Below are 25,551 nucleotides of genomic sequence, written 5' to 3' on the forward strand. Positions count from 1 at the left end.
AATGTGTCTTAATGTTTAATTAATTGTATCGACGGGTACACGTACCCACCCTTCCATTAATACTCGAGCGCTTCTGCTCATTACTGCCTTTTCTACTACCCAGCCGTATTCGGTTTTTCTGGCTTTTGCGCCAACCTTCAGGGTTCCCGATGGGTGTCCAAATGTGACCGCATTCTTTTCTCCACCGCCAGCGGCAATGTTAACTAATGTATTCGGTACACAAGCGGCGGCGGCAATAGCGACCGCAGCAGTCCCCATCATGGCGTGATGTAACTTCCCCATCGATAAGGCACGAACCAATACATCAATCTCAGATGAGCTTACCTCTTTACGACTTGAAGAATAGTATGTTTTAGGTGTTGATATAAACGCGACTTTAGGCGTATGTTGCCTCGTCGACGCTTCAGATAAATGGTTAATCAATCCCATTTTAACGGCACCATGGGCCCGAATTGACTCAAACATACTTAACGCTTTCTCGTCATTGTTGATGTCATCCTGAAGCTCCGCACCGTGATAATTGATCGCTGCGGCATCAATAAAAATGGTCGGAATACCGGCGTTAATCATCGTCGCTTTAAGCACACCGACATCGGGTACATCAAGGTCGTCCACAAGGTTTCCTGTTGGAAACATCGACCCGGTCCCGGCAGAAGGATTCATGAAATCAACTTGAATTTCAGCGGCAGGAAATGTCACACCATCGAGTTCAAAGTCACCGGTTTCTTGTACGCAACCATTGCTGATTGGAACATGGATTAGAATGGTTTTCTCGATATTCACTTGCCAGACTCTAACCGTCAAAACGCCATTTTTCGGTATGCAGGATGGATCGAGAAGACCACTATGGATTGCAAATGGGCCTACAGCAGCAGACAAGTTTCCGCAATTTCCACTCCAATCGACAAAAGGCTTATCGATAGAAACTTGCCCAAAAAGGTAATCGACATCGTGAGCGGCTCGATTACTCTTTGAAACAATGACTGTCTTGCTCGTACTTGATGTCGCCCCACCCATCCCGTCAATCTGTTTGGTATACGGATCTGGGCTGCCTATCACTCTTAGCAATAATCTGTCTCTCAACTCGCCCGGTTGTTGGGCCGCTTCAGGTAGATCGTCAAGATTAAAAAAGATGCCTTTACTTGTACCGCCGCGCATATAGGTTGCTGGAATCTTTATTTGAGACTGAACTACTTGTTTATGTTCATTCATGTTCCAACTCCTATGCCAGAAAATCTTGAGCAAAACGCTGAAGTACACCGCCAGCGTTATACACCGAAACCTCATCCGCCGTATCTATTCGACAGGTAACGACCACATCTACCTTCTGACCATTTTGACGAGTGATGACAACATCTAAATCGACACCTGGTTGAATTTCGCCTTTAACATCATAAAGTTCAGTACCATCGAGAGCCAATGTATGGCGGTTTTGACCATGTTTAAACTGTAACGGCAAAACCCCCATACCCACTAAGTTTGTGCGGTGTATACGTTCGAATCCTTCTGCTACGATGACTTCAACACCCGCTAATCGAACCCCTTTTGCCGCCCAATCTCGTGATGAACCTTGTCCATAGTCTGCTCCTGCGATGATGATTAGCGGCTGTTTTCGGTCCATATAGGTCTCTATCGCTTCCCACATACGAGTAACCTTCCCTTCCGGCTCGATACGAGCAAATGAGCCTTGAACCACTTCACCATTCTCTTTAACCATTTCATTGAATAATTTAGGATTTGCAAAGGTCGCGCGTTGCGCCGTTAAGTGATCACCCCGGTGGGTAGCATAGGAGTTAAAATCTTCCTCTGGCACCTTCATTTTGATCAAATACTCGCCCGCAGCACTCGATGCCAATATGGCATTAGAGGGGGATAGATGATCAGTCGTGATATTGTCAGGCAAGATGGCTAGTGGGCGCATAGCAGAGAGACTTCTCTTACCGGCTAACGCTCCTTCCCAGTAAGGTGGTCGGCGAATATAGGTACTTTGTGGACGCCAATCATATAAAGGATCATTGTTTTGATCCTCGTCCACCATCTTAAACATCTGGATGTAAACCTGATTAAACTGTTCAGGTTTAACAAAACGACTTACGACGTCATCTATCTCTTCGTCGCTTGGCCACAGGTCGCTCAGATATATAGCTTGTCCATCGCTATCGGTGCCGATCACGTCCTTTTCTATATCAAAACGCATCGTACCCGCGAGAGCGTAAGCAACAACAAGTGGTGGCGACGCTAAGAATGCCTGCTTAGCGTAGGGATGGATTCGGCCGTCAAAATTTCGATTTCCGGAGAGAACTGCCGTTGAGTAGAGGTCCCTGTCAATTATCTCTTTTTGTATCTTTGGATCCAACGCGCCACTCATGCCGTTACAGGTTGTACATGCATAGCCAACGATACCAAAGCCTAACTTCTCCAATTCAGGTAGCAGACCGGACTCTTCAAGATACAGTTTGGCCACTTTCGAACCCGGTGCAAACGACGTTTTAACCCAAGGTTGACGAACCAACCCTAGTTCGTTTGCCTTTTTAGCCAACAAAGCTGCCGCGATAACATTTCTAGGATTGCTGGTATTCGTGCATGAGGTAATCGCGGCAATAATAACGGCACCATCGGGAAGTAAGCCTTCTTCCTTTTTCCACGCTTTAGCGATTCCGCGTTGCGTCAGCTCCGAAGTGGGCAAACGACGATGAGGATTGGATGGGCCCGCAAGGTTACGTTGGACAAAAGAGAGATCGAACTCTAAAACTCGTTCATATTCCGCCTCTACCATGTCGTCAGCCCATAAACCTGTCTGCTTAGCGTACTGTTCTACTAAGGCCACTTGCTTATCGTCGCGTCCCGTCAATTTTAGGTAGTTAATCGTCTGTTCATCGATATAAAACATACCAGCCGTTGCACCATATTCTGGCGTCATGTTTGAAATGGTTGCTCTATCGCCGATGGTAAGCTTTCTAGCCCCCTCGCCAAAAAACTCTAGGTAGGAAGAAACCACCTTCTGTTGGCGTAAAAATTCTGTGATAGCCAGTACGATATCTGTGGCAGTAATACCCGGTTGTCGAATACCAGTTAATTTCACACCCACAATGTGAGGTAATCTCATCATTGACGGCCTACCAAGCATCACTGTTTCAGCCTCTAACCCACCAACACCGATGGCAAGAACACCTAATGCATCAACATGTGGGGTATGACTGTCGGTCCCAACACATGTATCAGGAAAGGCAACACCATTCTTAACCTGAACAACCGGAGACATTTTTTCTAGGTTTATCTGATGCATGATCCCGTTACCCGCAGGAATGACATTCACGTTTTTAAACGCCGTTTTGCACCACTCTATAAAGTGAAACCTGTCTTCATTTCGTCGGTCTTCAATATCCCGATTTTTTTGAAACGCGTCTTTATCGAATCCGGCATGTTCTACCGCAAGTGAATGGTCAACTATCAACTGAGTTTCTACAACGGGATTTACCTTTGCCGGGTCACCACCTTCATCTGCGATGGCATCTCTCAAACCTGCTAGGTCAACCAACGCTGTTTGTCCTAATATATCGTGGCAAACAACGCGAGCAGGATACCAAGGAAAATCGAGGTCTCGCTTTCGTTGAATTAGCTGCAATAAAGCATCGTTAAGTTGGTCTGCTTCGCATCGACGGACTAAGTTCTCGGCCAAGATTCTAGACGTATACGGTAGCTTGCTATAAGCACCCGCAACAAGGCTATCTACCGCTAGTTTTGTGTCGTAGTACTCAACCTGTGTGTTTGGTAACCACTTTCTATATTGACTATTCATCTTTCACTTCCAGTAATATTCTTTGGCAGGTCTATCCTGCGATTACTTTTCAATCTATCTATTCGAGCAAACCATGTACTGCATCAACGAACGAGTTAGGCAACGAACCAAGTGCTAACTATGCAAGCCTAACTCTTCCCCACTAATCTCGTTGGTCGATGGGTAACCATTCTTGATGTTCTGGTCCATCATAATCCGCGCTTGGGCGGATTATTCGGTTATTGGCGCGTTGCTCAAATACGTGAGCTGTCCAACCTGTTAGACGGCTCATCACAAAGATAGGCGTGAATAACTTCGTTGGGATACCTAAAAAGTGATAAGCGGAAGCATGGAAGAAATCCGCATTACAGAAAAGTCCTTTTTCTCTATTCATTACCGATTCGACGCGCTCTGAGACCGCATAGAGTTGGGTGTCACCAACCGCTTCAGACAGTGCTTTTGACCATTTTTTGATCAACGCATTACGGGGGTCTGATTCGGTATATACCGCGTGACCAAAGCCCATGATCTTTTCTTTTTCATCAAGCATTTTCAGTATTTCTGCTTCCGCCTGCTCCGGTGTGGTCCAGTTTTCGATCATCTCCATTGCTGCTTCGTTTGCCCCCCCATGCAAAGGGCCTCTTAATGTGCCTATTGCGGCGGTGACGCAAGAATGGATATCAGACAACGTTGATGCACAAACACGAGCGGCAAATGTCGATGCGTTGAATTCGTGCTCTGCGTAAACAATCAGCGAGCAATGCATAACCTGCTTGTGAAGATTTGTTGGGGTTTTATCGGTCAGTAATTTTAAGAAATAACCACCAATGGTGTCTTCAGAGGTGTCTTCCGTTTCAATGCGGACTCCATCATGACTAAAGCGGTACCAGTAACAGATAATGGCTGGGAATAATGCAAGCATGCGTTCTGTGCTGGCTTGCTGTTGTGAAAAATCCATCTCTTGTTCAAGATTACCTAATATGGAACAACCTGTTCTCATAACATCCATCGGATGCGCATCTTTTGGGATAAGTTCTAATGCGGCTTTGAGCTCATTTGGTAAACCACGTAGGCCGACTATTCGTGTCTTATAATCGTCGAGTTCTTTTTGATTTGGTAGGTGACCCTGTAACAATAAGTGCGCCACCTCTTCAAACTGCGCGTGGTTTGCCAGATCAGTGATGTCGTAACCACGGTAGGTTAAACCTGTCCCCGTTTGTCCAACCGTACATAAGGATGTTGTTCCAGCGCTCTGACCTCTTAACCCCGCTCCACCTAATTTTTTCTGTGACATAATGAACTCCTTTCATCGGTTTTGAAGCTTCCCTACTGCATCGCTTCGCTTGTTTACGTTATTGGTTAATTCTTTAATTTTTGTTGGTATTATTATTGTTATTTTCCTGAAAACAGCTTGTCTAGCGTGTTCTCATAATCGTGGTAATTAAGGTGTGTATAGAGCTCTTTTCTCGTTTGCATGTGCTCGACCATAGCTTCTTGGTTACCCACATCAAGTAGGTGTTGATACACCATTTCGGCGGCTTTATTCATTGCTCGGAAAGCACTTAATGGGTAGAGGACCATATCAACGCTTGCCTTTGCTAACGCTTCTCCACTATAAAGAGGTGTCTGCCCAAACTCGGTAATGTTAGCCAGTATCGGGACATGTTTACCTGTGGCGGATTGCAGTGCCGCTGAAAATTTCTTGTATTGATCAAGTTCTGTCATTGCTTCTGGAAAGATCATATCTGCACCCGCTTCAACGCAAGCAATGGCTCTTTCAATTGCGGAATCAATCCCTTCAACAGCAAGCGCATCAGTTCGAGCCATGATCACAAAGTCGTCATTCACTCTCGCATCGACGGCCGCTTTTACACGGTCGGCCATCTCTTCTTTGCTTACGATGGCTTTGTTTGGACGGTGGCCACAGCGTTTCTGGGCCACTTGGTCTTCCATATGAATAGCACCTGCGCCTGCTTTTTCCATCGCTTTGATGGTTCGAGCAATGTTGAAAGCGCCACCAAATCCAGTATCGATGTCAACCATAAGCGGCAAGTCACACGCATTGGTAATTCGCTCTACATCAACCAACACATCATTTAAGGTCGTGATTCCAAGGTCAGGTAATCCATAAGAAGCATTCGCAATCCCGCCTCCGGATAAATAAATCGCTTGATGACCCACGTTTTTCGCCATCATTGCGCAGTATGGATTGACCGTACCAACGATTTGAAGCGGGTCATTTTCTTTGACGGCTAGTCGGAATTTTGCGCCTTGACTTAAACTCATGAGTGGTTCTCCTTTACAGATTGCATTTGTTTTTCAATAAGCATGCGGCTACCTGATATATGTCTTCTCATCAACATTTCCGCTAACTCTTCATCTCGGTTCTGGATAGCTTGAAGTATGAACTTATGTTCTTCGAGCGCTTTTTCAGGTCGCGAGTGCGATTGAGGGGATTGAGCACGATACATTCTTAATAAGTGGTATAGCTCGTCGCAAAGCAATGAGATCAATTTGGTATTGCGACTGGCTTTGATAATACGGTAGTGAAAGTCGAAATCTCCTTGTTGCTGAAAATAGGACTTACCCTCTACCTCATCGATATGGTCTGAATGTGTCGACAATAACTGTTTTAGTGCAGACAATTCGTTATCACTGATATTTCTAGCCGCAAGTCTTGCTGCCATCCCTTCTAACGATTCTCTTACTGCGTAAAGTTCTGACAAATGCTCTTGAGAAAATGAAATCACTCTTGCGCCAACGTGAGGAATTCGCTCTATCAAGCCCAGTCCCTCAACACGCATTATCGCTTCACGTAGAGGGCCACGACTTACACCAAATCGTTTCGCTAACTCAGGTTCAGAGATCTTCGAACCAGATTCAATATCTCCAGATACAATGGCGTCAATGAGATACTCGGTCAGATTTTCTGACTTGGTCCCTTCTTTATCATTACTTACGCTTTTTAACTCGGTTGTCTGGTTCACGTTATTTCTCTGTGTTAACAATATTTACTTTATACACAGAAAATAGCGCATTAAACGGGGTAATTACAACTAGATTGTCGACAATGTAGACTAATGTCTAATAATGTGGAGCATAAATAAGAAAGTGTACGCAGAAACGGACAGCAATAACGTTGACACTAGATGTAACGTTATTGCTCTTATAGAAACCGCGTTTATTAACAAGAAGATTCAGGGGCTAGTTCTGTTTCGCTGACTCCATTCGACGAAACCATAAAACCGCGCTTCTATACCGTCGCGCAAGAGTAGACAAGTGTCGAGTTTTAACACCGTTGATGACATTACCTAATAATATGAACGCCACCCCTATCAGGGAACTTTCTGTCCACTGATAACCCTCAAAAATAGTTGAGATAATCAACGCGACGATCGGAAACAAAACCATGGTATAGGATGCTTTTTCTGCCCCTATTCTGCCTACGAGAGTTAAGAAACATCCGAACGCGATAACCGAGCCAAATAATGCGAGATAAAAGAGTGAGCCCAAGTATTGTAGCGAAAACGGCAATGTAAAAGGACTGCCTTGAGCAACAGCAATGAGCATCAACACGATGGAACCATATCCCATGCCATAGGCGTTGGTCTGCACCACAGGAAGTCTCGCTCTCTGATTTCTTACTGAAACCATGCTACCCAGTGAAGCAATAAAACTGGAAAGCAGCGCAAGCAACAACGCGCTCATTTTGTCACTACTCAAATCGAAACTACCGAGCTCCGACCAAAACACCATGCAGATACCGACCAGACCAAACAACGCACTAAAAATAAGGCTCGGGTTTGTTCGTTTACCAAAGAAAATAAAGCTGTTGGCTATATTCATTAACACTATAGTGGAATACACCACTGCGATAAGACCGCTTGTCAGGTCGAATGATGCCCAATAAACCACCAAGTAATTAAAAGCAAACAGTAATAGACCTTGTAGAGCCATCCAGAAATGGTCGACCAATCTAAACTTCATTTGAAGTTTTCGCACAATACACCAAACAATAAGTATCAAAGATGCAATTGAGAAACGGTAAGTAAGTGAGGCTTCTACTGCGACGTCTCCTAGCTGCATTTTAATGGCCAAAAATGTCGTTCCCCAGATAAGAACCGTTGCAATATAGAGTGTTACTGTCTTTTTAAACATAAAGGTGAATCACAATTTGTTTACTATTAACTTCGTTATACTGCCATGAGTGTTATTATCATATCGAATAATATTAATCTAAAACATTACGAGTTCTAATACTATTATGGCCAGAAATATTGATATCAGCCTGCTTAGAGCGTTAATAGCCGTCGTTGAGTCCGGCAGTATGACTCAAGCAGCGTATGTACTCAACCTTACTCAAGGGGCGATAAGTCAGAAGATTAAACGACTAGAGAACCTGTTTGAAATCACTATTTTCGAACGGCATAAAAAGATTAACACACTGACGTCAGACGGCGAAAAACTCATCGCTTATGCTTATCGCTTGGTTAGGCTTAATGATGAGTTATGGAACACAATGATAGAGCCGGAATTTATCGGAGAAATAAAACTCGGCGTATCGATGGACTTAATTCGTCCGTTTACCCCTGCAATTCTAAGGCGCTTTAACCGGGAAAATCCGAATATACAGTTGTCGGTGTCTAGCGAAATGACCCATGTTCTACTGAATCAACTAAAAACTGGGGATGTCGATATCGCCATTACAACTGAACGACAACCAAGCCAGAAAGAAGGTAACCTACTGTTAAAAGATAAGCTGGTTTGGATAGGTGCAAAGGCAGGAGAAGCATGTGCAAAATCGCCATTGCCTATCGCATTAGGGTCCAAATCGAGCGCATTCAGAGAGACGACCGTATCCGCGTTAAACAATCGCAACCTCGATTGGATGGTCGCTAGCGATATAGGAAACCTTGAATCCACATTGGCAACCGTTGAAGCAGACATCGCTATTGGTCCCTTTTTGTCAAGGTTGGTACCCAGTTCGTTGGAGGTCATCGATGAATCGGTTGGTTTACCTAATTTACCCGAGTATTTTATCAACCTGCACATATCGGATAGCAGCAATACGGCGATAACAAAAGAGTTGGCCAATGCAATAAGACACGGGTTTTCCTTGATTTAACCGTTTTGCGCCCCAACCACTGTATTTATAACCAAATTGACCTTTTATATTTAGACTGCATTAGGCAGATCGGTAACGGAATTCACATGGAAAAATTCGCCTCAATTTATCAACGTGCTGCCGAACGAAAAGGCAGCGAAGCACAACTAGAATCACTTTTAAGTCACCCTTTGACGACACAACAACTGTTAGATATACCAGAAGACCGTTGGCTTTCAGCTTTCTCTATGAAAGTTTTTCAGTGTGGTATTTCATGGAATGTGGTTAGAAATAAGTGGCCCAATTTTGAGACTTTATTTTTCAATTTCAAAATTGACTCATTGCTTATGCTGTCAGAGGAACAATGGGAGGCCAAAGCAAAAGAGCCAAAAATCATTCGTCACCTAACCAAAGTGATGTCTATCCCTGCCAATGCTCGAATGATTCAATCAACAAGATTTGAGCATGGATCGTTTAGCGAAATGGTCGCAAATTGGCCTAGAACCGACATCACCGAACTATGGTTGTATCTTAAAAAAAATGGCAGTCGACTTGGTGGCAATACGGGCCCTTACACGTTGCGCCAAATGGGTGTTGACACCTTTATACTTTCTAGCGATGTCGAATCTTACCTCCGTAATACGGGTATTATTGATTCAGGGCGCGGCACCAAACGCGCAATGACAGCCGCAACCAAAGCCTTTACACACTGGCAACAAGAATCTGGTCGAAGTTTTAGTGAGATAAGCCAGATCATCGCCTTCAGTGGTGGTGACAACCGGATCTCTTGACCTAACCTATTGAAACAGGGGCCCCCAGAGCGATACGCTGCTCCGGGCGTTAGTTGTCAAACTTCTGCTACAATCTGGCCACCGTTAGAGCAATTTACATTGTGATCTCCCAGATTAGAATATATGCTCTATTTTTATTTTACTATCGTTGTTCAAACATGGATTACAAATCAAAACTGGCGTTGTTAATTGCCCCTGTTTTCTTCTCAAATGCCAGCTTTTCAGGTGAGATTAGTTTCGAAAACGCATGGACATTACTACAAGACAAAAACAGCGCTATCGCGGCGCAAAGAGCCAATGTTGAGCGTTATCGACAACTAGAGGGTTCTAAATCAGCATTGAACTACCCCTCTATCACGCTCGGCGCAAACTATACTCGTCTGGATGATGACGTGACTTTATCCGGTAATCAGATTGTCGAGAGTCTCGACTCGACCAGTGCTGCAGCATTATCAAACATCGTCGCAGGATTAGGAATGGGCTCAGTGCTTGGCAACCTTAACCCAACCTCAACGATCGCTGAAAAAGACATGTTCAACTCCTCGATTCGTGCGGTATGGCCTATCTTCACCGGTGGCCGTATAACAGCAGCGCAAGAGATTGCAGGTGGACAGACTGATGAAGCTGTTGCCCATTTAAAGATGGAAACACAGGCCCAATACGAAGACCTCGCCAAGTATTACTTCAGTGTGGTACTGGCAAATGATGTTTTAAAAACCCGAATCTCTGTTGAGAAGGGATTAACCAAACACCGAGATTTTGCAGTAAAGCTTGAAACTCAGGGTCAGATAGCGCGGGTTGAACGACTACAAGCAGAAGCCTCATTAACTAAAGCGACGGTCGACCGTAAACGCTCACAGAAAGACGTAGACATCGCCATTTCAGCATTAACTCAGATCCTAAATCAGGACGAGAAAGTCTATCCAGAGACGTCACTTTTCATAAATGAACAACTGCCTCCATTGAGCGCTTTTACCGATCAAACACTGACGACCTACCCTGGCTTATCAATTTTAGACGCCAAAAACAAGCAAGCTAGTCAGCTTATTGTGGCCGAAAAAGGACGCTATTACCCAGAGGTCTATTTGTACGGAAATTATACCCTATACGAAGATGACACCTTGGCGTCAGAAATGGCACCTAACTGGTTAGTCGGTGTTGGGGTCAGTATTCCATTGATCGATACCAATGGACGTTCGGAGACTGTGCAGGCTGCACATAGCGCGGTTTTACAGGTTAATCATCTGCGTCAACAAGCCACACGCGATCTGACCGTGCTTGTAGAGAAAACCTATTTCGAGGCGGAACAAGCTATAGAAGAGGTTAACGGGCTAAACTCGAGCTTAGATTTGGCAGAAGAAAATCTAAGTTTAAGAAGCAAAGCCTTTACACAAGGTCTATCAACGTCACTCGACGTGGTAGACGCCGAGCTATATTTAGCTAGCATAAAAACCCAACAACAGGTAGCGAGCTTTAACTACCTAATTTCTCTGAACAGGTTGTTAGCTCTGAGTAGCGAAATGAATTCTTTTAGTCAATACGTATCAAATGCGTCTCAAACCGTAAAATCAGAGGATCAGTAATGAAAGTCGTTAAACCTATTCTTATGACGGCAGTTGCTGTTGGTATTGGTTCGTGGATCGCGTACAGTTTTTATCAGGCTTATCAACCCAAACCTATACGCCTTCAAGGGCAGATAGAAGCTCAGCAATATAGTATCTCTTCAAAAGTGCCAGGAAGGATTGACGAGGTTATGGTTGAGAAAGGCGATCTGATCTCCATTGGCGACCCTGTTTTTACATTATTTAGCCCAGAAATTGATGCCAAACTAGACCAAGCGCTCGCAGGACAAAAAGCCGCAGGAGCCATGGTATTACAGGCTGAAAATGGCGCTCGTTCGCAGCAAATAGCGGCGTCTAATGATCAATGGCAGAAGGCAAAGGCGGCGTCGTCATTGGCGGAAAAGACCTATAAGCGCGTCGACAATTTATATAAAGATGGTGTAGTTGCAGAACAGAAAAGAGACGAGGCATTAACACAATGGCAAGCTTCAAAATATACTCAAAGTGCTGCCTACCAGATGTATCAAATGGCGAAAGAAGGTGCCAGAAATGAAACAAAACAGGCTGCTTTTGAAAAAGAACGCATGGCCGCTGGTGCCGTAGCTGAAGTCGAAGCCTATGCTCAGGATACCAAGATCAACAGTTGGTTTGACGGCGAAGTTTCTCAGGTATTGCTTAACAGCGGAGAGCTCGCTCCCCAAGGGTTTCCGGTTGTTACTGTAATTGATATGACGGATTCTTGGGCGGTGTTCAGTGTTCGCGAAGACAGACTTAAGTATTTCGATAAAGGCACGCACTTTAACGGCTATCTTCCTGCTCTTGATAAAGAGATGGAATTTGAAGTCACCCATATATCGGTAATGGGCAATTTTGCAACCTGGCGTTCTACGGATTCTTCTCAAGGTTTTGATTTAAGAACCTTTGAAGTAGAAGCGAAGCCTGTCAATCAAAAAGAAAAATTGCGTGTAGGTATGAGCGTTTCTGTTACGTTAGAGTCAGAGAAATAAAATGCATACCAATATGCCGATCGCCCAATGGCATGTGTTACGTAATGACAAATGGTTGTTATCGTGTATCACGTGGATCCCTATCCTATTAGCCGTGTCTGTTTGGTGGATATTCTCCGAAGGTGTCGCCAGAGATGTTAATTTTGGCGTGGTGGACTTAGAAAATAGTACCTTGTCTCGGGAGCTAGTCAGGGAATTCGATGCCACAGCAACCTTAAAAGTTACCCGCAGTTATCAAAGTGCGAGTGAAGCGAAGCATGCCCTAATTAATGGGGATGTTTACGCTTACGCTATTATTCCAAAACACTACAGCAGAGACATTTATCTCGGTAATACTCCGCAGGTATCGGTGTTTTATAACAGCCAATATATTCTTATTGGTCGATTAATTAACTCTGCGATAGTGCAGGCTCACGGGACCTTCAATGCAAAATTGGGTGTCGTTAAACAGCTTGCCAAAGGAGATACATCGGTTGCGAGTGCGGCGGGGAAAACAATCACCATTCAAAATCAGATTACCGCTCTGTTTAACCGAAACACCAATTACGCCCAGTTCTTAGTCAGCGCAATTGTTCCGGCACTGTGGCAAATTATAATTATCGTCGCGACAATATTAGCACTTACGGCTAATCACAGAATCTATGGACTTAGAGGAATGCTTGGCGAAAATCCGTTGAGAGGCGCCGTCAATATATTAGCTTTCTATCTTCCATTTTTTTTACTGCTAGGGTTTGGATTTTTGAGTTGGTTTTACATTGGTTTCAAATGGCCAATGGAAGGAAGCCTACTTCCTATCCTATTTGCGCAACTTCTCACTGTTGTTGCTTGTCTAATTATGGGAGCATTTTTCTTCTTCCTTACATTGGATCCGGCCAGAGCGATGAGTTTCGCAGGCGCATTTACCGCACCAAGCTTTGCCTTTATGGGGGTAACTTTTCCAGCATCCGATATGGGTTTTCTCGCATCAACTTGGCGTTCTCTCCTCCCTGTAAGCCACTATATAGAGGCACAGATAAGCCAAATTAGTTACGGCGTCACTCAATTTGAAACCATCAGTTTAGTATCTGGTCATATGGCTGGATACATTGTACCACTTGTCTTGATATACCCTTTGTGTAAAAAACACCTCGCTAAATTGGAGCAACAATCATGACACTCTTCCAATTAGTGAAGCATGAGTTAAGGTCTATTTTTACTAATCCTATTATATTGATCACCGTGTTTGGTGGTGTCGTATTCTACTCGTTTTTGTACCCTTTACCCTACTCTCACCAGACACCACGAGAACAAACCATCACCGTTGTGAATCTCGATAATAGCCTGATAAGTTTTCAGCTAGAAAGGATGGTCGATGCCACCTCTCAGATAAAAATCGCGGTGCGTTCTCATTCTATCGAAGAAGCGAAGCAACAGTTTATCGAAGGAAAGGTCACGGGCATTCTTGTTATACCCGAACATTTCCATAAAGACTTGTTATTAGGAAAGAGCCCGACCCTTTCGTTTGCCGGTGACGCTTCCTATTTTTTGGTTTACGGTACGATTGTGGAAGGTATTGCGGGGGCGAGTGGTACCCTTGCAGCAAAAGCTCGTGTTAATCGCATGCTCATAGAAGGCCAGCCTTTAGAGGCCGCATCAAAGCATTACGCTTCATCCGTCGTTAACATGAAACCCACGTTTAACCCAGAAATGGGGTATATCAACTATGTGGTTCCTGCCGTCTTCGTATTAATATTGCAGCAAACGTTAATTATGGGTGTAGGTATGGTAGGCGGGACACAAAAACATGGTCAGGGTTACTGGACCAAGCCGAGCACGACAACCTTGCTCTTAACTCGCGCCTCTATATTTGTCGTAATCTATTACTTTTTATCGATGTACTATTTTGGGCTCAGTTTCGACTTTTACGATATTCATCGCTTGGCCGACCCGCTTTCATTACTTGCCCTATTAGCACCATTTTTATTTACTAGCTGCTTTATTGGGTCCATTTTGGGGGCGATTCTACCTAGACGAGAACTCGTAACCGTGGTTGTATTGATAAGTTCAATGCCACTTATATTCAGCGCAGGATTCATTTGGCCATTAGAAAGTGTTCCTCAGCCAATGATATGGCTTTCAAATCTCGTGCCCAGTACGCCCGCTATACAAGCGTTTCTTAAGATAAATCAACTTGGTGCCGATTTCGACCAAGTGGTGCCTCAATGGTCGTTGTTGTGGATTCAATGTGCGGTATGGGGCATGCTAGCCTTCGTTGCAGACAGGAAGTATCGGCAAGATATTCAGTAACTAAGTACACGATAAACCGTCATCAATGAGCACGTATGTCCATTGATGGCGAGTATTACCAATTACAGCCCAATTCTATCCGAAATGCTTTCGATATCTCGTAGATCCAGTTTGTGCACTTCAATCATCTGATCAATTTGACTGATATTTGAGTTAATCTCATCGTGTTTGTCACACGCTGAAGAATTAGCCTCAAATGATGCCCCATCCAGATAGACATCACACTCTTTTTTAAAGCGCTTTAATCTTGGCTCTAATAAGTCACGTTCTTTTTGTAACTTGGTTAGGTCTTGTTTAATCAACAATTCGCGTTGAAACAGCTCGCGAGAACGTTCAAATATATTCGCTTGCATCGTAACCTGTTTTTCTAAGTCTGAAATGGTCAGTTTTCGTTGCTCAATCTCTTCAAGTTGAGATTGAATACGCGCATCCATTTCAATATTTACTTTTTCAAGCTCGGTGACCATCGCTTGCGCTTTGTCAATTTCTTGTTTGCTTTGCAAGGCAATGGTGTCTACTTCTACGGTAACTCTCGACACAATTTCTGTTTCTAGCTCTGCCTCTTTCTTTTCAACAGCTTCCGATTTTTTCACTATAACGTCGGTTTGAGCTTGTTTTGCCTGTACCAATTTCATTTCTAACGCTTGATAGGCGGGTTCCCATTCACTTTTTGTCACAATCGATCCAATAAGTCCACCAATCGCAATACCAAGTACGGTCGCTACAGCGATATAAACTAGGGTGTGTTTGTCCCTTTCCTCGATAACCACAACATCATCTTGATCCCTCGGATCAACCATGTTACTCACGTTCTAACGCTCCTATTCATCGAAACAGTTCACTCATCACCATGGAAACTGCATACATAGCCAGTCCGGATACAAACGCAATGATCACGCCATGTTGTACCTTTTTGTTCGTTCTATACCGAATAAGAAATATCGAAAGTGCAATAAAAGCTGCGATAGCAATTAGTCTTGTCATATGCGCTCCTTGTTACTCTTATATATAGCATTATCTACTCTATTTTACGTTAATATTTCGTTGTTTAGGTTAACTAATGAAACATTTTTGAGCAATCAAATATTTCACTACTGACACAAGGAAAAGTTTTATGTAATATCCGCCGGGCAGAATGCTTGTTGTTTACTTAACAGCAGACATTTGTTCCGAAGAAGACGGCAGGAGAGAGGGTTTACCGCCAATATTTTGTTTTAAATTGGCTTTTAAACCCCACCGAAGAAGTAAATCTTTCAGGTGCGACAATGAGTGCATAAAAACACTAATGGTCGTGAGGACTGTCGTTGGAGGAACCTCTGGAGAGAGCCGATATACCCCAGTTTTATAAGGTATTGATTCGGCCGCCGAAGGAGCAAATCCAGTTTTATATTGGACGAAACTCTCAGGCAAAAGGACAGAGGAGTGGAAAGCTAGGTACATTTTACACCCGAATATTGGGTGTTTTTGGCGTATTTTTGTCAAAAAAAAGATAATTAACCTTTCACTCTTCTCCTTAAATTTTTGTTTTATTAAGGGGAACCATGAACAACTTTCAATCTTCACTTCAAACAATCGACAGCTTTGTTTGGGGACCACCATTATTAATTCTTCTCGTTGGCACCGGCGCGTATTTTACTCTTCGATTGGGTTTGCTGCAGTTTAGGCATTTACCAACCGCACTAAGGCTTGTTTTTTCTCGCTCAGAGAATAACAAAGCTGCGGGTGATGTATCCAGCTTCGCCGCTTTATGTACAGCATTATCAGCTACCATTGGCACTGGTAATATTGTGGGTGTTGCTACTGCAATCAAAATTGGCGGACCTGGTGCTTTGTTTTGGATGTGGCTTGCAGCATTATTTGGCATGGCAACAAAATATGCAGAGTGTTTGCTCGCGGTTAAGTATCGCAAGGTCGATGACAACGGACAGATGGTTGGCGGACCGATGTACTATCTTCAATATGGTGTAGGGTCTAAGCTTTTAGCGACACTTTTCGCCATATTTGCTCTGGGTGTTGCCTGTTTTGGCATCGGCACCTTTCCACAGGTTAACGCGATATTAGACGCTTCACGACTCTCTTTTGGTATCTCTAGGGAGATCTCGACCATAGTGCTTACCGTGTTGGTTGCGGTTGTCACCATTGGCGGGATCAAATCGATTGCGAAAGTGGCAGGACGAGTTGTACCTGTGATGGCTGTTTTCTATGTTGCTGCGTGTTTGTTTGTACTGGTAACTAACGCCGACCAATTGTTTACCGCTATTGAGTTAGTGGTTGTGTCTGCATTCACTACGACAGCCGCTTCCGGTGGATTCTTAGGCGCAGGCATGATGCTCGCTATTCAGTCAGGTATCGCTCGTGGGGTGTTCTCTAATGAATCAGGTTTAGGCAGCGCACCAATGGCTGCCGCCGCCGCAAAGACAGATTCGTGTGTTCGACAAGGTCTTATATCCATGACTGGTACGTTTTTCGATACCATCATTATCTGCACAATGACTGGACTCGCCCTAATCTTAACTGGCGCTTGGCAGAGCGATTTTTCCGGTGCAGAAATGACAACGCATGCCTTTGCTGTTGGATTAAGCTCCGATACGTTGGGCCCTATGTTGGTGTCAATTGGACTTATTTTCTTTGCTTTTACTACCATATTGGGCTGGAACTATTACGGTGAACGGTGTGTTGTTTTCCTGATGGGGACGAAAGCTGTGCTTCCTTACAAGGTCATCTTCTTGGGTTTAGTGGCATCTGGCGCCTTCTTACATCTAGATATGATCTGGATAATCGCTGACATCGTCAACGGTTTGATGGCGGTTCCGAACCTGATTGGTTTAATTGCATTGCGCCATATCGTTATTGCCGAAACAAAGGCTTATTTCGACGCAAACAACAAAGATAACCACAAACTCGCATTGCAAGTATAGCAACGCTGTTTTCGAGTTTGACCGGTGGTAAACATCCGTGACGACCAATAAAAAGGCCTGCAGATAAGCAAGCCTTTTTGTCTAAACTTATCGGTTATTTAATGTTGGTGGATCTTCCAGCAACAACTTAATACCTAAGCCAATCAAAACAACCCCGGTTAAGCCTTCCATCCATGTCATTATCGAGCCGTTTTGCACCAAACGCTTGGCATAGTTTATTGCACCTACGAGCCCACATTGCCACACCATAGAGATAACAAAATGAATGGTTGCCATCAACAATGATTGAAGAAATGGTGAGTACGCTGGATCAATAAACTGCGGTAAAAATGCAAGATAGAATACTGCTGTTTTTGGATTCAGCACGTTTGACAGAAAACCTTCTCTTAACGAACGTTTGAGCTGGAATACGTCATGCTCAGAATCACCAATTTTAAGGCTACTTTTCCCCTTGAAGGTAGAACGTAATCCGTTGATACCCAGATAAATAAGGTATGCGGCCCCTACCCACTTCATCATTTGAAACGCTTCTGCTGATTGAAGTAAAATGGCAGAAATTCCAATAGCCGAAAACGTCGCGTGAACAAATAGGCCCATGCAGATACCAAAACTGGTTACGCAGCCGTCTTTAATCCCTGCACGACTCGTATTTCTAATCACGACAGCGGTATCCAAACCGGGTGTTAGTGTCAGTATGGTAATGGCTATCAAAAAAGCCTCGATATTTAGTATATGCATCCTTGTCACCGTCAAAAACTATCTGTTATTTTGTTATATCAGGTAATTAGAGTAAACCCAAGGCTTCTCGACTTGTTTAGATCAATGGTAAACTTGTTTTTTTGGCGATGGAAAAAACAATGTCTGCATATAACCAACTCAAAGAACACTCAAAAAAAATATCACACTTTAATCATCTTGCGGCGATATGTGGCTGGGATCAAGCTTCGGTAATGCCATCAGGCGGCAATCAAGCGCGTTCAGAAGCCATGGCAGAACTGTCTGTCCATATCCACAAATTAATGACTGAACCACAGTTGGCAGAACTGTTCGACAAAGCAGAAAACGAAACGCTAAGTGGCGAACAACAATCCAGTTTACGGGAGCTTAAAAGACACTGGATGCAAGCAAATGTATTACCTGAAAAGCTTGTACAACAAAAATCATTAGCAGGCTCCAAATGCGAGCATGCATGGCGTACTCAGCGCGGCGAAGACGATTGGCAAGGTTTTATGAAGAACTGGAAAGAAGTTGTTTCCCTATCGCAGCAAGAAGCACAAATACGTTCTGAAGCTACCGGCCTGTCACCTTATGACGCGATGCTCGATCTATATGAGCCTGGTACGACAACCGCGTCTTTAGATACGCTGTTTAGTGATGTCAGTAGCTGGTTACCCGATCTCATCGATAACGCATTAGAAAAACAGAAGTCAGACACGCTTATCTTACCTAATGGCACCTATAGTCGTCATAGCCAAAAGCAACTCGGGCTTGAGGTAATGAGGTTGCTTCAGTTTGATTTTAATCACGGTCGATTAGATGAAAGTGTCCATCCATTTTGTGGTGGTGTTCCAACGGACGTACGTTTAACCACTCGATATGACGAAAGTGATTTTATTCAATCCTTAATGGGAACCGTACACGAGACAGGTCACGCGCGTTATGAACAGGGTTTACCTACGTTGTTATCCGGACTGCCCGTTGGTGAAGCACGTTCTATGGGTATTCACGAATCACAGTCTCTATTTTTTGAAATGCAGGTAGGCCGAAATGATGCTTTTATTGAGCATCTATCTAAAATGTCTGCGAATGCCTTTGACGCCAAGACAGATCCGGTATTTGAAAGCAGCAATTTTCAAAAGCTATACACTCGCGTGGACAAAGGGTTTATTCGTGTTGACGCGGATGAACTCACTTACCCTGCTCACGTCATCTTGCGTTATGAAATTGAAAGAGATCTTATGAACGGCAAGATCTCGTATACAGACATACCAGAACTTTGGGACCATAAAATGAATGCCTATCTTGGTTTGTCTACTCAAGGTCATTTCAAAGATGGTTGTATGCAGGATATTCATTGGACCGATGGGGCCTTCGGGTACTTCCCTAGCTATACGCTAGGCGCTATGTACGCGGCTCAATTTATGGCTTCGATGAGGAAAACTGTAGACGTAGATTCTGTGATTCAAAGCGGCGACCTCTCCCCTATTTTCTCTTGGTTATCGGAGAACATTTGGAGCAAAGGAAGCTTGCTAACGACCGATGAATTGGTTAAGGCAGCGACTGGTGAGACGTTGAATGCTGACCATTTTCAGGCGCATTTGAGAAGTCGTTATCTTTAATGAAGTAACCTTAGAAAGGCTGATCGTTTTTGACTCAGCCGTTCTATTTAAACACTCAATCATTACAGAGAGTTCTTTACGATATAAGTACCAGTCAAGGTAATGTTTTCGATAACTATTGGACATAACCGTTGTCTTGTTATCTACATTGTTAGGGTAGCTTTAGGTAAAGATTTCGAACCCTATTTTATATACACTGCGGTTGTGGTGCTTTCTTTGCGACAACAAAATAGCTAGACGCCTCTTTGTATACTTCTTCAGCGACTACTTTTTGAAAATCCCCGTTTTTTATTAGATAGTCCAAATCAGAACTTTTATATCTTCTTATCGTTATTGGGATTATTCCGAGTTTTGATAAGATTCTAACAAGATAAATTTGCATGTTAACTACAAAGGACTTTCTCCCATCCAAGCAAGGTGTGGCAGAGATAAATAGTCCACCAGGTTTTATTAATTCGTATATTCTTCGAATAACATCGTTAGGATTATCTATGGTATGTAACATATTGAATGCTAGGATTACATCAAATGATTCATTCCTGAACTGTTTATCAAAAATAGTAGTCTGATCAAAGCTAATATTTTCGATCCTGCTACTAGCCGCTTTAATTTTCGCCGACTCAATCATTTCGGATAATATATCTATCGCATGGATTTCTTTGACGTGACTAGCTAGCTCACAGGCTTTTGTACCAGTTCCACATCCGTAATCCAAAACAACATTGTTAATATCTAAGTGTTTTTTAGTATTTTCTCTTGTCTTATTATGAATATATTTAAAACGATCTTCAGATTTATCGTAGTTTTTTGAAGCTTTATCCCAAAAACTTTTTGTTTTATTCATAGCTTGCACCTTACCAATATCCATGAGTTATAAGCCCACGTGTTTATGTGAAATCTTGATGGTTTGTAATAAAACATTATAGATATTGTATCAATGCCATTATGAATAGATACGAACAAAAATGCATGAATGGTATTCACATGAGAATAGACTGGAAAGCTATAGACTTTGATTGGAATCACGCTAGAGCCGTTCTGGTTACTGCTGAATTAGGTGTAACCCCCCCTTAATTAATAGCACTCGAAATTAGGGCCTTCCTTTCGTTGTGATTTAGCCAAATACTCCCATGACGTAAGGTCTGCCAGTGAGTCATGTGGCCGCTCATGGTTATACTCTTTTACCCAGGTTTCGGTTAATTCACGAACTTCATTCAGCGTCTTAAACACGTACATATTCAGAATGGCATCACGATAGGTTCGATTAAAACGCTTAATATAAGAATTCTGAGTGGGCTTTCCTGATTTGATAAACTCCAGCTCAATCTGATTGTTTTCCGCCCATTCAGCCAGTTTTAACGAGATAAATTCAAGCCCGTTATCCATTCTTATCTTTTGTGGATACCCACGCCATGCGACAACTCGATCAAGCACGCGAAGTATACGAACCGTTGGTAAACTCAAGTCAATTTCTACTGCTAATGCTTCACGATTAAAATCATCTAAAAGGTTAAACGTACGAAAACGTGTTCCACACTGTAAAGAGTCGCTCATAAAATCCATAGACCAACATTGATTCGCATGGTCTGGCACGCACAGTAGCATAGGGTGACAAGTAGGAAGCCGCTTCTTACCACGTCGTCGTATATTCAGGTTTAACAAACGATATACGCGATGGACTCGCTTATGGTTCTATTTGTAATCCCATCGTTTTAGAGTCTTAAATAACTTACTAAATCCGTATGCTGGATAGCGTTCAACCGCTTTTTGAAGCGCATCAATGACCTCATCGTCTCGATGTAGATCTGGCTGGTATCGATAAACTGAATCGCTAATGCCAACAACTCGGCACGCTCTGCGTTGGCCGACGTTATATTTGTGTTTCACATAATCAACCAACTCACGGCGAACCGATGGCTTTACAGCTTTTTTTCAATAACGTCTTTAAGGATGGAGTGATCCAGACTTAAATCTGCATACATCTGTTTTAATCGACGGTTCTCTTCTTCAAGCTCTTTCAATCGCTTAATATCAGAGCTATCCATGCCGCCGTATTTAGACTTCCAGCTATAATACGTTCCATCGGAAATACCGTATTCACGACAAACATCCGATACTTTTCGACCTGCTTCAACTTCCATCAAAATCTTAACGATCTGCGATTTTGTATAGCGTGACTTTTTCATCATCGTTCTCCGTTTTACTTAGTTTAAACGGAAGAACTCTAAATCGGAATACACCTATTTTAGGGGAATAAATCGATAGAGGCTGATCAGTTTATTGATTCAGCCCTTTTAAATCACATTTTCAAAACATATTTGGCTGATTTAAAGACAATCCCCCTAGTTGATCTTCACAATCGCTTTAGGATCAAACAGGTACAATCAAACTAAAATCATTCCTAGTTTGTCATTCCTAGTTGCTAGCATGAATCTGGACAATTATGTGTCAGTCACCTTGCTAATTTAGCAAAATGTAAATGGGTACAAACGGTAGTAAACAGTTAATCTTTTAAGCCTCTTGTGCTAATGGTGCTATCAAAAATAATTTTTCACCCCTCAACTACAAAAAACATTCACATTTTCACAAATAATATTCGATGGATCTAATCCATCGGAAGAGATTAAGAGTTGTCTGGTATCCCTCGTATTATATTTGCAATTAAGAAGACCACAGCGGTGTCGTTTTCTACACGCTGTTTATTCCGCACTTATATATCAACAGGACAAACATGATGAAAAAATTAGTCGCTTTATCAATAACAACAGCTCTATCTGCAGGAGCTGTGTTTGCTAATGAAATCGTAAATGACACAGTAACAAATAAAGACGTATACAATACTCATGAATTTTTCTTACAAAAAGGAAACCGCGTAAAATTGCAATTTCCAATTAAGCAATCGAAATTTGCTTGGCAAAACCTAAGCCGTTTTTACCCTACTGCTCAAGTTGAGCGCGATGGACCTGTTTATCAATTTCCATATAAGATCAACAATAAGATTGGTGAGATTGAAGCGACTATCCATGGAAAAACTAAAACATTAAACGGCCACTTAGATTCTTATCCCGTTGATGCATTTCTCGTAGTAAAGAATGGTGAGATTATCTTTGAACGTTACAATACGATGAGCAAAACTGACAAGCATAATTGGTTCTCAAATTCTAAAATCACAGCAGGCATCGAGCTAGCCAAATTGGTAAGTGAGGGGAAAGTTAACCCTAATGATCCTATATCCCAATACATCCCAGAATTAAAGGGCTCCGATTGGGATAACGTATCAGTCATCGATACTGCGAACATGGCGACTGGTTTAAACGCGACTGAGCATGATGAACCAGAGGCTGATTCACGAACAAACCCCAAGCAAACTTGGTTTAAATGGGCAGTTTCCATTGGTGTATTTGAAGGTGATGTTAACCAATCTCCACTAGAAGTTTTAGCGGAGATGAGACGAAAAGCTCCGGGTGGTGAAACGTTCGAATATAACTCTATCAATACGTTCGTGATTTCTCGACTTGTTGAAAACGTACGTGGCCTACCGATGAATCAGATAATTAGTCGAGATATGTGGCAGAAAATGGGCGCAAACAATGACGCATACACGGTTGTCTCTCCGCAGGGAGGATATCCATTGATGTTCTTTTCAATGAATACAACGATTGAAGATATGACAAAATTCGGTATGTTGTTCACTCCTTCTGCGGAAAAATTAGGTAATGGTGGCATAAGCAACAAAGTAATAAAGTTAATCCAAAATTCTGGTGACCCAGAAGCTTACGGTGGAGGTTATGTAGGTAAGATGATGGAAAACTCTTTTTACAACGACACAAACATCAAGAATGGGTATCAATTTGATGCAATCTTTGAGGATGGCGACCTATTCAAGGCAGGTGTTGGCGGGCAAGGTGTTTACATTTCGCCAGATAAAGACTTAGTAATCTCTTTCTTCTCAACAAGCAACGGTAAAAACCAAGAAGAAACTTATGCCCGTGAGATAGCAAAATATTTCAATAATTAGCGATGTAAGATAACCGTTGTCACTCAACAGCCCGAACTCTGAGTGATCCAGTGGTCGAATTTAACATGTTCTAAACTCTGGTAACGTCAGTCAATAGACTGGCGTTTTTTATGATTAAATAACAACAAACTCGTCACCGCCAAACCCTGCTAAAAGATCATGTCCGCATTCACACTGAATAAATTACTTTGCGTCACCCCAGCACAACAAATTGCCTAGGTCAGGTGCTATGAAGCTATTGACACTTTTCAAAACTATGTCGAGTAATGTTTAAGCCTTTGCAAAGATTAGCTAAGAAGAAGTTGTTGCTGGTATCTGGTACCTAATTAAATCTATTAGTTGTGTTAATAGCACATATAGCTCGTCAGAGTTATCGTTCATTTCTAAGAAGGTAGCCAAACTCGAAGCTACCAAAGTCGAACTATAATACAAAACTAAGCATGACATAAGTTGGCTTTCTCGCTGATGGTTTCGTGGCGCTCTAATTCTGGACCATCAGCGATGTGACAACAGCTATAGCAAATGAAGTAGATTGAGATAGATACGCATAGAAGGAATGTAGAGGACATGGCAATGGGATTTAATTTACTTTAGCCGAACATTTAACGGTCAGATGAATCAAACGTCAGCGCAGTATCAGAGCCCCATCTGACAAGAAAATGAAGTCACATAAACAATAATAGAGGACCTTGAAATAGCAAAAAGGTGAATGTTTCAATTCACCTTTTCAAATGTATTATTGCCATTACTTAAATACTATTAGAAGAACACCTTGTATTGGAACCAAGCCACTGTATCGTCGATATCAATGCTTTGATTCGCTGACTTCATGCTTCCATAAGTGTTTTCCACCTTAAACTGGCCCCAACGTGTTTTGTCTGCGGAAAAAGGCGTTGCCGCAAGCAGCGTTGTTTTAACTGTGCTTGTTTCAATATCTCCGTTCATATAAGTAAATTCTGGATAAGCAGCAAAATAAGTACCATCTGCACCCGGCTTCCATACCGCATAAGCCGCAGCCATACCACCAATGATACTGTTATCTTGCACGCCAAAAGCGGATGTTGTGTTATATGAGTATTCACCTCCAAGTACAGCAGCACGCCCAAAAAAGGTCAGTGAATCAACTGGAGTTTTAAAAATAGCCACTCCACCTGCCGCTGCCGTAGTAAAGCTAGTATTATCGATGATATCCAAAGATGCCGCTACCCGAGGTGTAACTGCATTATTTAGGCTGAATACATGGAAATACTGAGCACGGCTATCCTTATACTTACCATCATTGTCCATAGACCCTTCCAAAGTAACCATCGACATTTGACCGTTATCATAAGCGTATGATAATGCCCCAGATAACTTAATGTCACCTTGGTTACTGGTCGCCACGTACATGTTGGAACTAGCACGAGTCATATCGGATGGATCGACCTCTTTTGCGCCATCGCCAGCAAAAGCGGAAAGAGAAAGAGTAGCAAGTAAAGCAGTCGATAAAGCGGTCATTTTTACGATTGTCATGATATTTACCTAGGTGATTTAAGTTAAGTTGCCGTAGCAATGACGTAACTTTACCTAGGGAATTGGTATTCACTAACTCTCTAGCGAAGGGCTTAATCCATCATGAATACCAATATGTAGTCGATCTGGGATGACTTCAGAGCTTTTCGCATGACAACAAAAAATATCTTTAAACAAAGCGATAGAAATACAGAGTTTGAATGTGGTGAGTATATAAAAGTAATAGAGGTTGTGTT

Annotated in this window: 20 protein-coding genes, 1 pseudogene and 1 riboswitch; of the genes and pseudogenes, 9 read left to right on the top strand and 12 right to left on the bottom strand. The window is 42.8% G+C overall.

Translation table 11 applies throughout. The annotated features are described in order from the left end of the window. Positions 1–15 precede the first annotated feature (15 nt). The 6 genes from prpF to L3V77_RS08785 all read right to left on the bottom strand — a co-directional run bounded on the left by prpF (position 16) and on the right by L3V77_RS08785 (position 7,936). Positions 16–1,212: a 2-methylaconitate cis-trans isomerase PrpF gene (gene prpF / locus L3V77_RS08760; RefSeq protein ID WP_275133800.1), complete on the bottom strand. Its 1,197-nt coding sequence runs from the start codon at positions 1,210–1,212 to the stop codon at positions 16–18. 10 nt (positions 1,213–1,222) lie between these two features. Further along, positions 1,223–3,799, bottom strand: a complete 2,577-nt coding sequence (acnD, locus tag L3V77_RS08765) for a Fe/S-dependent 2-methylisocitrate dehydratase AcnD (protein ID WP_275133801.1) — start codon at positions 3,797–3,799, stop codon at positions 1,223–1,225. A 142-nt stretch (positions 3,800–3,941) separates the two neighbouring features. Further along, positions 3,942–5,072, bottom strand: coding sequence for a 2-methylcitrate synthase (gene prpC, locus L3V77_RS08770; protein WP_275133802.1), 1,131 nt, complete (start codon positions 5,070–5,072; stop codon positions 3,942–3,944). Between the two features lie 98 nt (positions 5,073–5,170). Further along, positions 5,171–6,064, bottom strand: coding sequence for a methylisocitrate lyase (gene prpB, locus L3V77_RS08775; RefSeq protein WP_275133803.1), 894 nt, complete (start codon positions 6,062–6,064; stop codon positions 5,171–5,173). Beyond that, on the bottom strand, positions 6,061–6,786 hold the full coding sequence (locus L3V77_RS08780; protein ID WP_342752006.1) for a GntR family transcriptional regulator: 726 nt from the start codon (positions 6,784–6,786) through the stop codon (positions 6,061–6,063). Before L3V77_RS08780 ends, prpB begins: the two co-directional genes overlap by 4 nt. A 196-nt stretch (positions 6,787–6,982) precedes the next feature. Next, the gene (locus L3V77_RS08785) at positions 6,983–7,936 is read right to left on the bottom strand and encodes a DMT family transporter (RefSeq protein WP_275133805.1); all 954 of its coding nucleotides are present in this window, start codon (positions 7,934–7,936) and stop codon (positions 6,983–6,985) included. A 106-nt stretch (positions 7,937–8,042) separates the two neighbouring features. On the opposite strand from L3V77_RS08785, the gene L3V77_RS08790 reads away from it, so the two are divergent. The 6 genes from L3V77_RS08790 (at position 8,043) to L3V77_RS08815 (ending at position 14,528) form a co-directional block, all read left to right on the top strand. Next, entirely contained in the window at positions 8,043–8,903 is an 861-nt protein-coding gene (locus L3V77_RS08790) for a LysR substrate-binding domain-containing protein (RefSeq protein WP_275133806.1), read from the top strand. Between the two features lie 80 nt (positions 8,904–8,983). After that, on the top strand, positions 8,984–9,673 hold the full coding sequence (locus L3V77_RS08795) for a DNA-3-methyladenine glycosylase I (RefSeq protein ID WP_275136731.1): 690 nt from the start codon (positions 8,984–8,986) through the stop codon (positions 9,671–9,673). A 158-nt stretch (positions 9,674–9,831) separates the two neighbouring features. After that, a complete protein-coding gene (locus L3V77_RS08800; protein ID WP_275133807.1) occupies positions 9,832–11,256 on the top strand; it encodes a TolC family protein in 1,425 nt (474 codons plus the stop codon). After that, complete coding sequence (locus L3V77_RS08805) at positions 11,256–12,242, top strand: HlyD family efflux transporter periplasmic adaptor subunit (RefSeq protein ID WP_275133808.1); 987 nt, start codon at positions 11,256–11,258, stop codon at positions 12,240–12,242. Before L3V77_RS08800 ends, L3V77_RS08805 begins: the two co-directional genes overlap by 1 nt. A gap of 1 nt (position 12,243) precedes the next feature. Then, on the top strand, positions 12,244–13,395 hold the full coding sequence (locus L3V77_RS08810; RefSeq protein ID WP_275133809.1) for an ABC transporter permease: 1,152 nt from the start codon (positions 12,244–12,246) through the stop codon (positions 13,393–13,395). Further along, positions 13,392–14,528 carry an ABC transporter permease gene (locus L3V77_RS08815; protein WP_275133810.1) on the top strand — a complete coding sequence of 379 codons (1,137 nt, stop codon included), beginning with the start codon at positions 13,392–13,394 and terminating at the stop codon, positions 14,526–14,528. The genes L3V77_RS08810 and L3V77_RS08815 overlap by 4 nt, the downstream gene beginning before the upstream one ends. Positions 14,529–14,590: 62 nt before the next feature. Here L3V77_RS08815 and L3V77_RS08820 read toward each other — a convergent pair whose 3' ends face one another. Together L3V77_RS08820 and L3V77_RS08825 are read right to left on the bottom strand one after the other, a co-directional pair. Continuing rightward, positions 14,591–15,337 carry a chromosome partitioning protein ParA gene (locus L3V77_RS08820; protein WP_275133811.1) on the bottom strand — a complete coding sequence of 249 codons (747 nt, stop codon included), beginning with the start codon at positions 15,335–15,337 and terminating at the stop codon, positions 14,591–14,593. 16 nt (positions 15,338–15,353) lie between these two features. After that, positions 15,354–15,512, bottom strand: coding sequence for a hypothetical protein (locus L3V77_RS08825; protein WP_195703317.1), 159 nt, complete (start codon positions 15,510–15,512; stop codon positions 15,354–15,356). A 322-nt stretch (positions 15,513–15,834) separates the two neighbouring features. Further along, a riboswitch (glycine riboswitch) is annotated at positions 15,835–15,956 on the top strand. 113 nt (positions 15,957–16,069) lie between these two features. Between L3V77_RS08825 and L3V77_RS08830 the strand changes: the two genes are divergently transcribed. Next, on the top strand, positions 16,070–17,446 hold the full coding sequence (locus tag L3V77_RS08830; protein WP_275133812.1) for a sodium:alanine symporter family protein: 1,377 nt from the start codon (positions 16,070–16,072) through the stop codon (positions 17,444–17,446). Positions 17,447–17,533: 87 nt separating this feature from the next. Here L3V77_RS08830 and L3V77_RS08835 read toward each other — a convergent pair whose 3' ends face one another. Then, complete coding sequence (locus L3V77_RS08835; protein WP_275133813.1) at positions 17,534–18,184, bottom strand: LysE family translocator; 651 nt, start codon at positions 18,182–18,184, stop codon at positions 17,534–17,536. A gap of 119 nt (positions 18,185–18,303) precedes the next feature. Here L3V77_RS08835 and L3V77_RS08840 point away from each other — a divergent pair, with 119 nt between their 5' ends. Then, complete coding sequence (locus L3V77_RS08840) at positions 18,304–19,785, top strand: carboxypeptidase M32 (protein WP_275133814.1); 1,482 nt, start codon at positions 18,304–18,306, stop codon at positions 19,783–19,785. Between the two features lie 187 nt (positions 19,786–19,972). On the opposite strand, the gene L3V77_RS08845 is transcribed toward L3V77_RS08840, so the two are convergent. Then, on the bottom strand, positions 19,973–20,629 hold the full coding sequence (locus L3V77_RS08845) for a class I SAM-dependent methyltransferase (RefSeq protein ID WP_275133815.1): 657 nt from the start codon (positions 20,627–20,629) through the stop codon (positions 19,973–19,975). A gap of 230 nt (positions 20,630–20,859) precedes the next feature. Further along, positions 20,860–21,971: pseudogene (locus tag L3V77_RS08850) on the bottom strand (IS3 family transposase). A 548-nt stretch (positions 21,972–22,519) separates the two neighbouring features. Between L3V77_RS08850 and L3V77_RS08855 the strand changes: the two are divergent. After that, positions 22,520–23,803 carry a serine hydrolase domain-containing protein gene (locus L3V77_RS08855; RefSeq protein WP_275136732.1) on the top strand — a complete coding sequence of 428 codons (1,284 nt, stop codon included), beginning with the start codon at positions 22,520–22,522 and terminating at the stop codon, positions 23,801–23,803. 759 nt (positions 23,804–24,562) lie between these two features. Here the strand turns inward: L3V77_RS08855 and L3V77_RS08860 are convergent. Then, positions 24,563–25,315 (bottom strand): hypothetical protein, encoded by a 753-nt coding sequence (locus L3V77_RS08860; RefSeq protein WP_275133816.1) that lies wholly within the window; start codon positions 25,313–25,315, stop codon positions 24,563–24,565. Between the last annotated feature and the right edge of the window lie 236 nt (positions 25,316–25,551).

Source organism: Vibrio sp. DW001 (assembly GCF_029016285.1).
GTDB lineage: Bacteria > Pseudomonadota > Gammaproteobacteria > Enterobacterales > Vibrionaceae > Vibrio.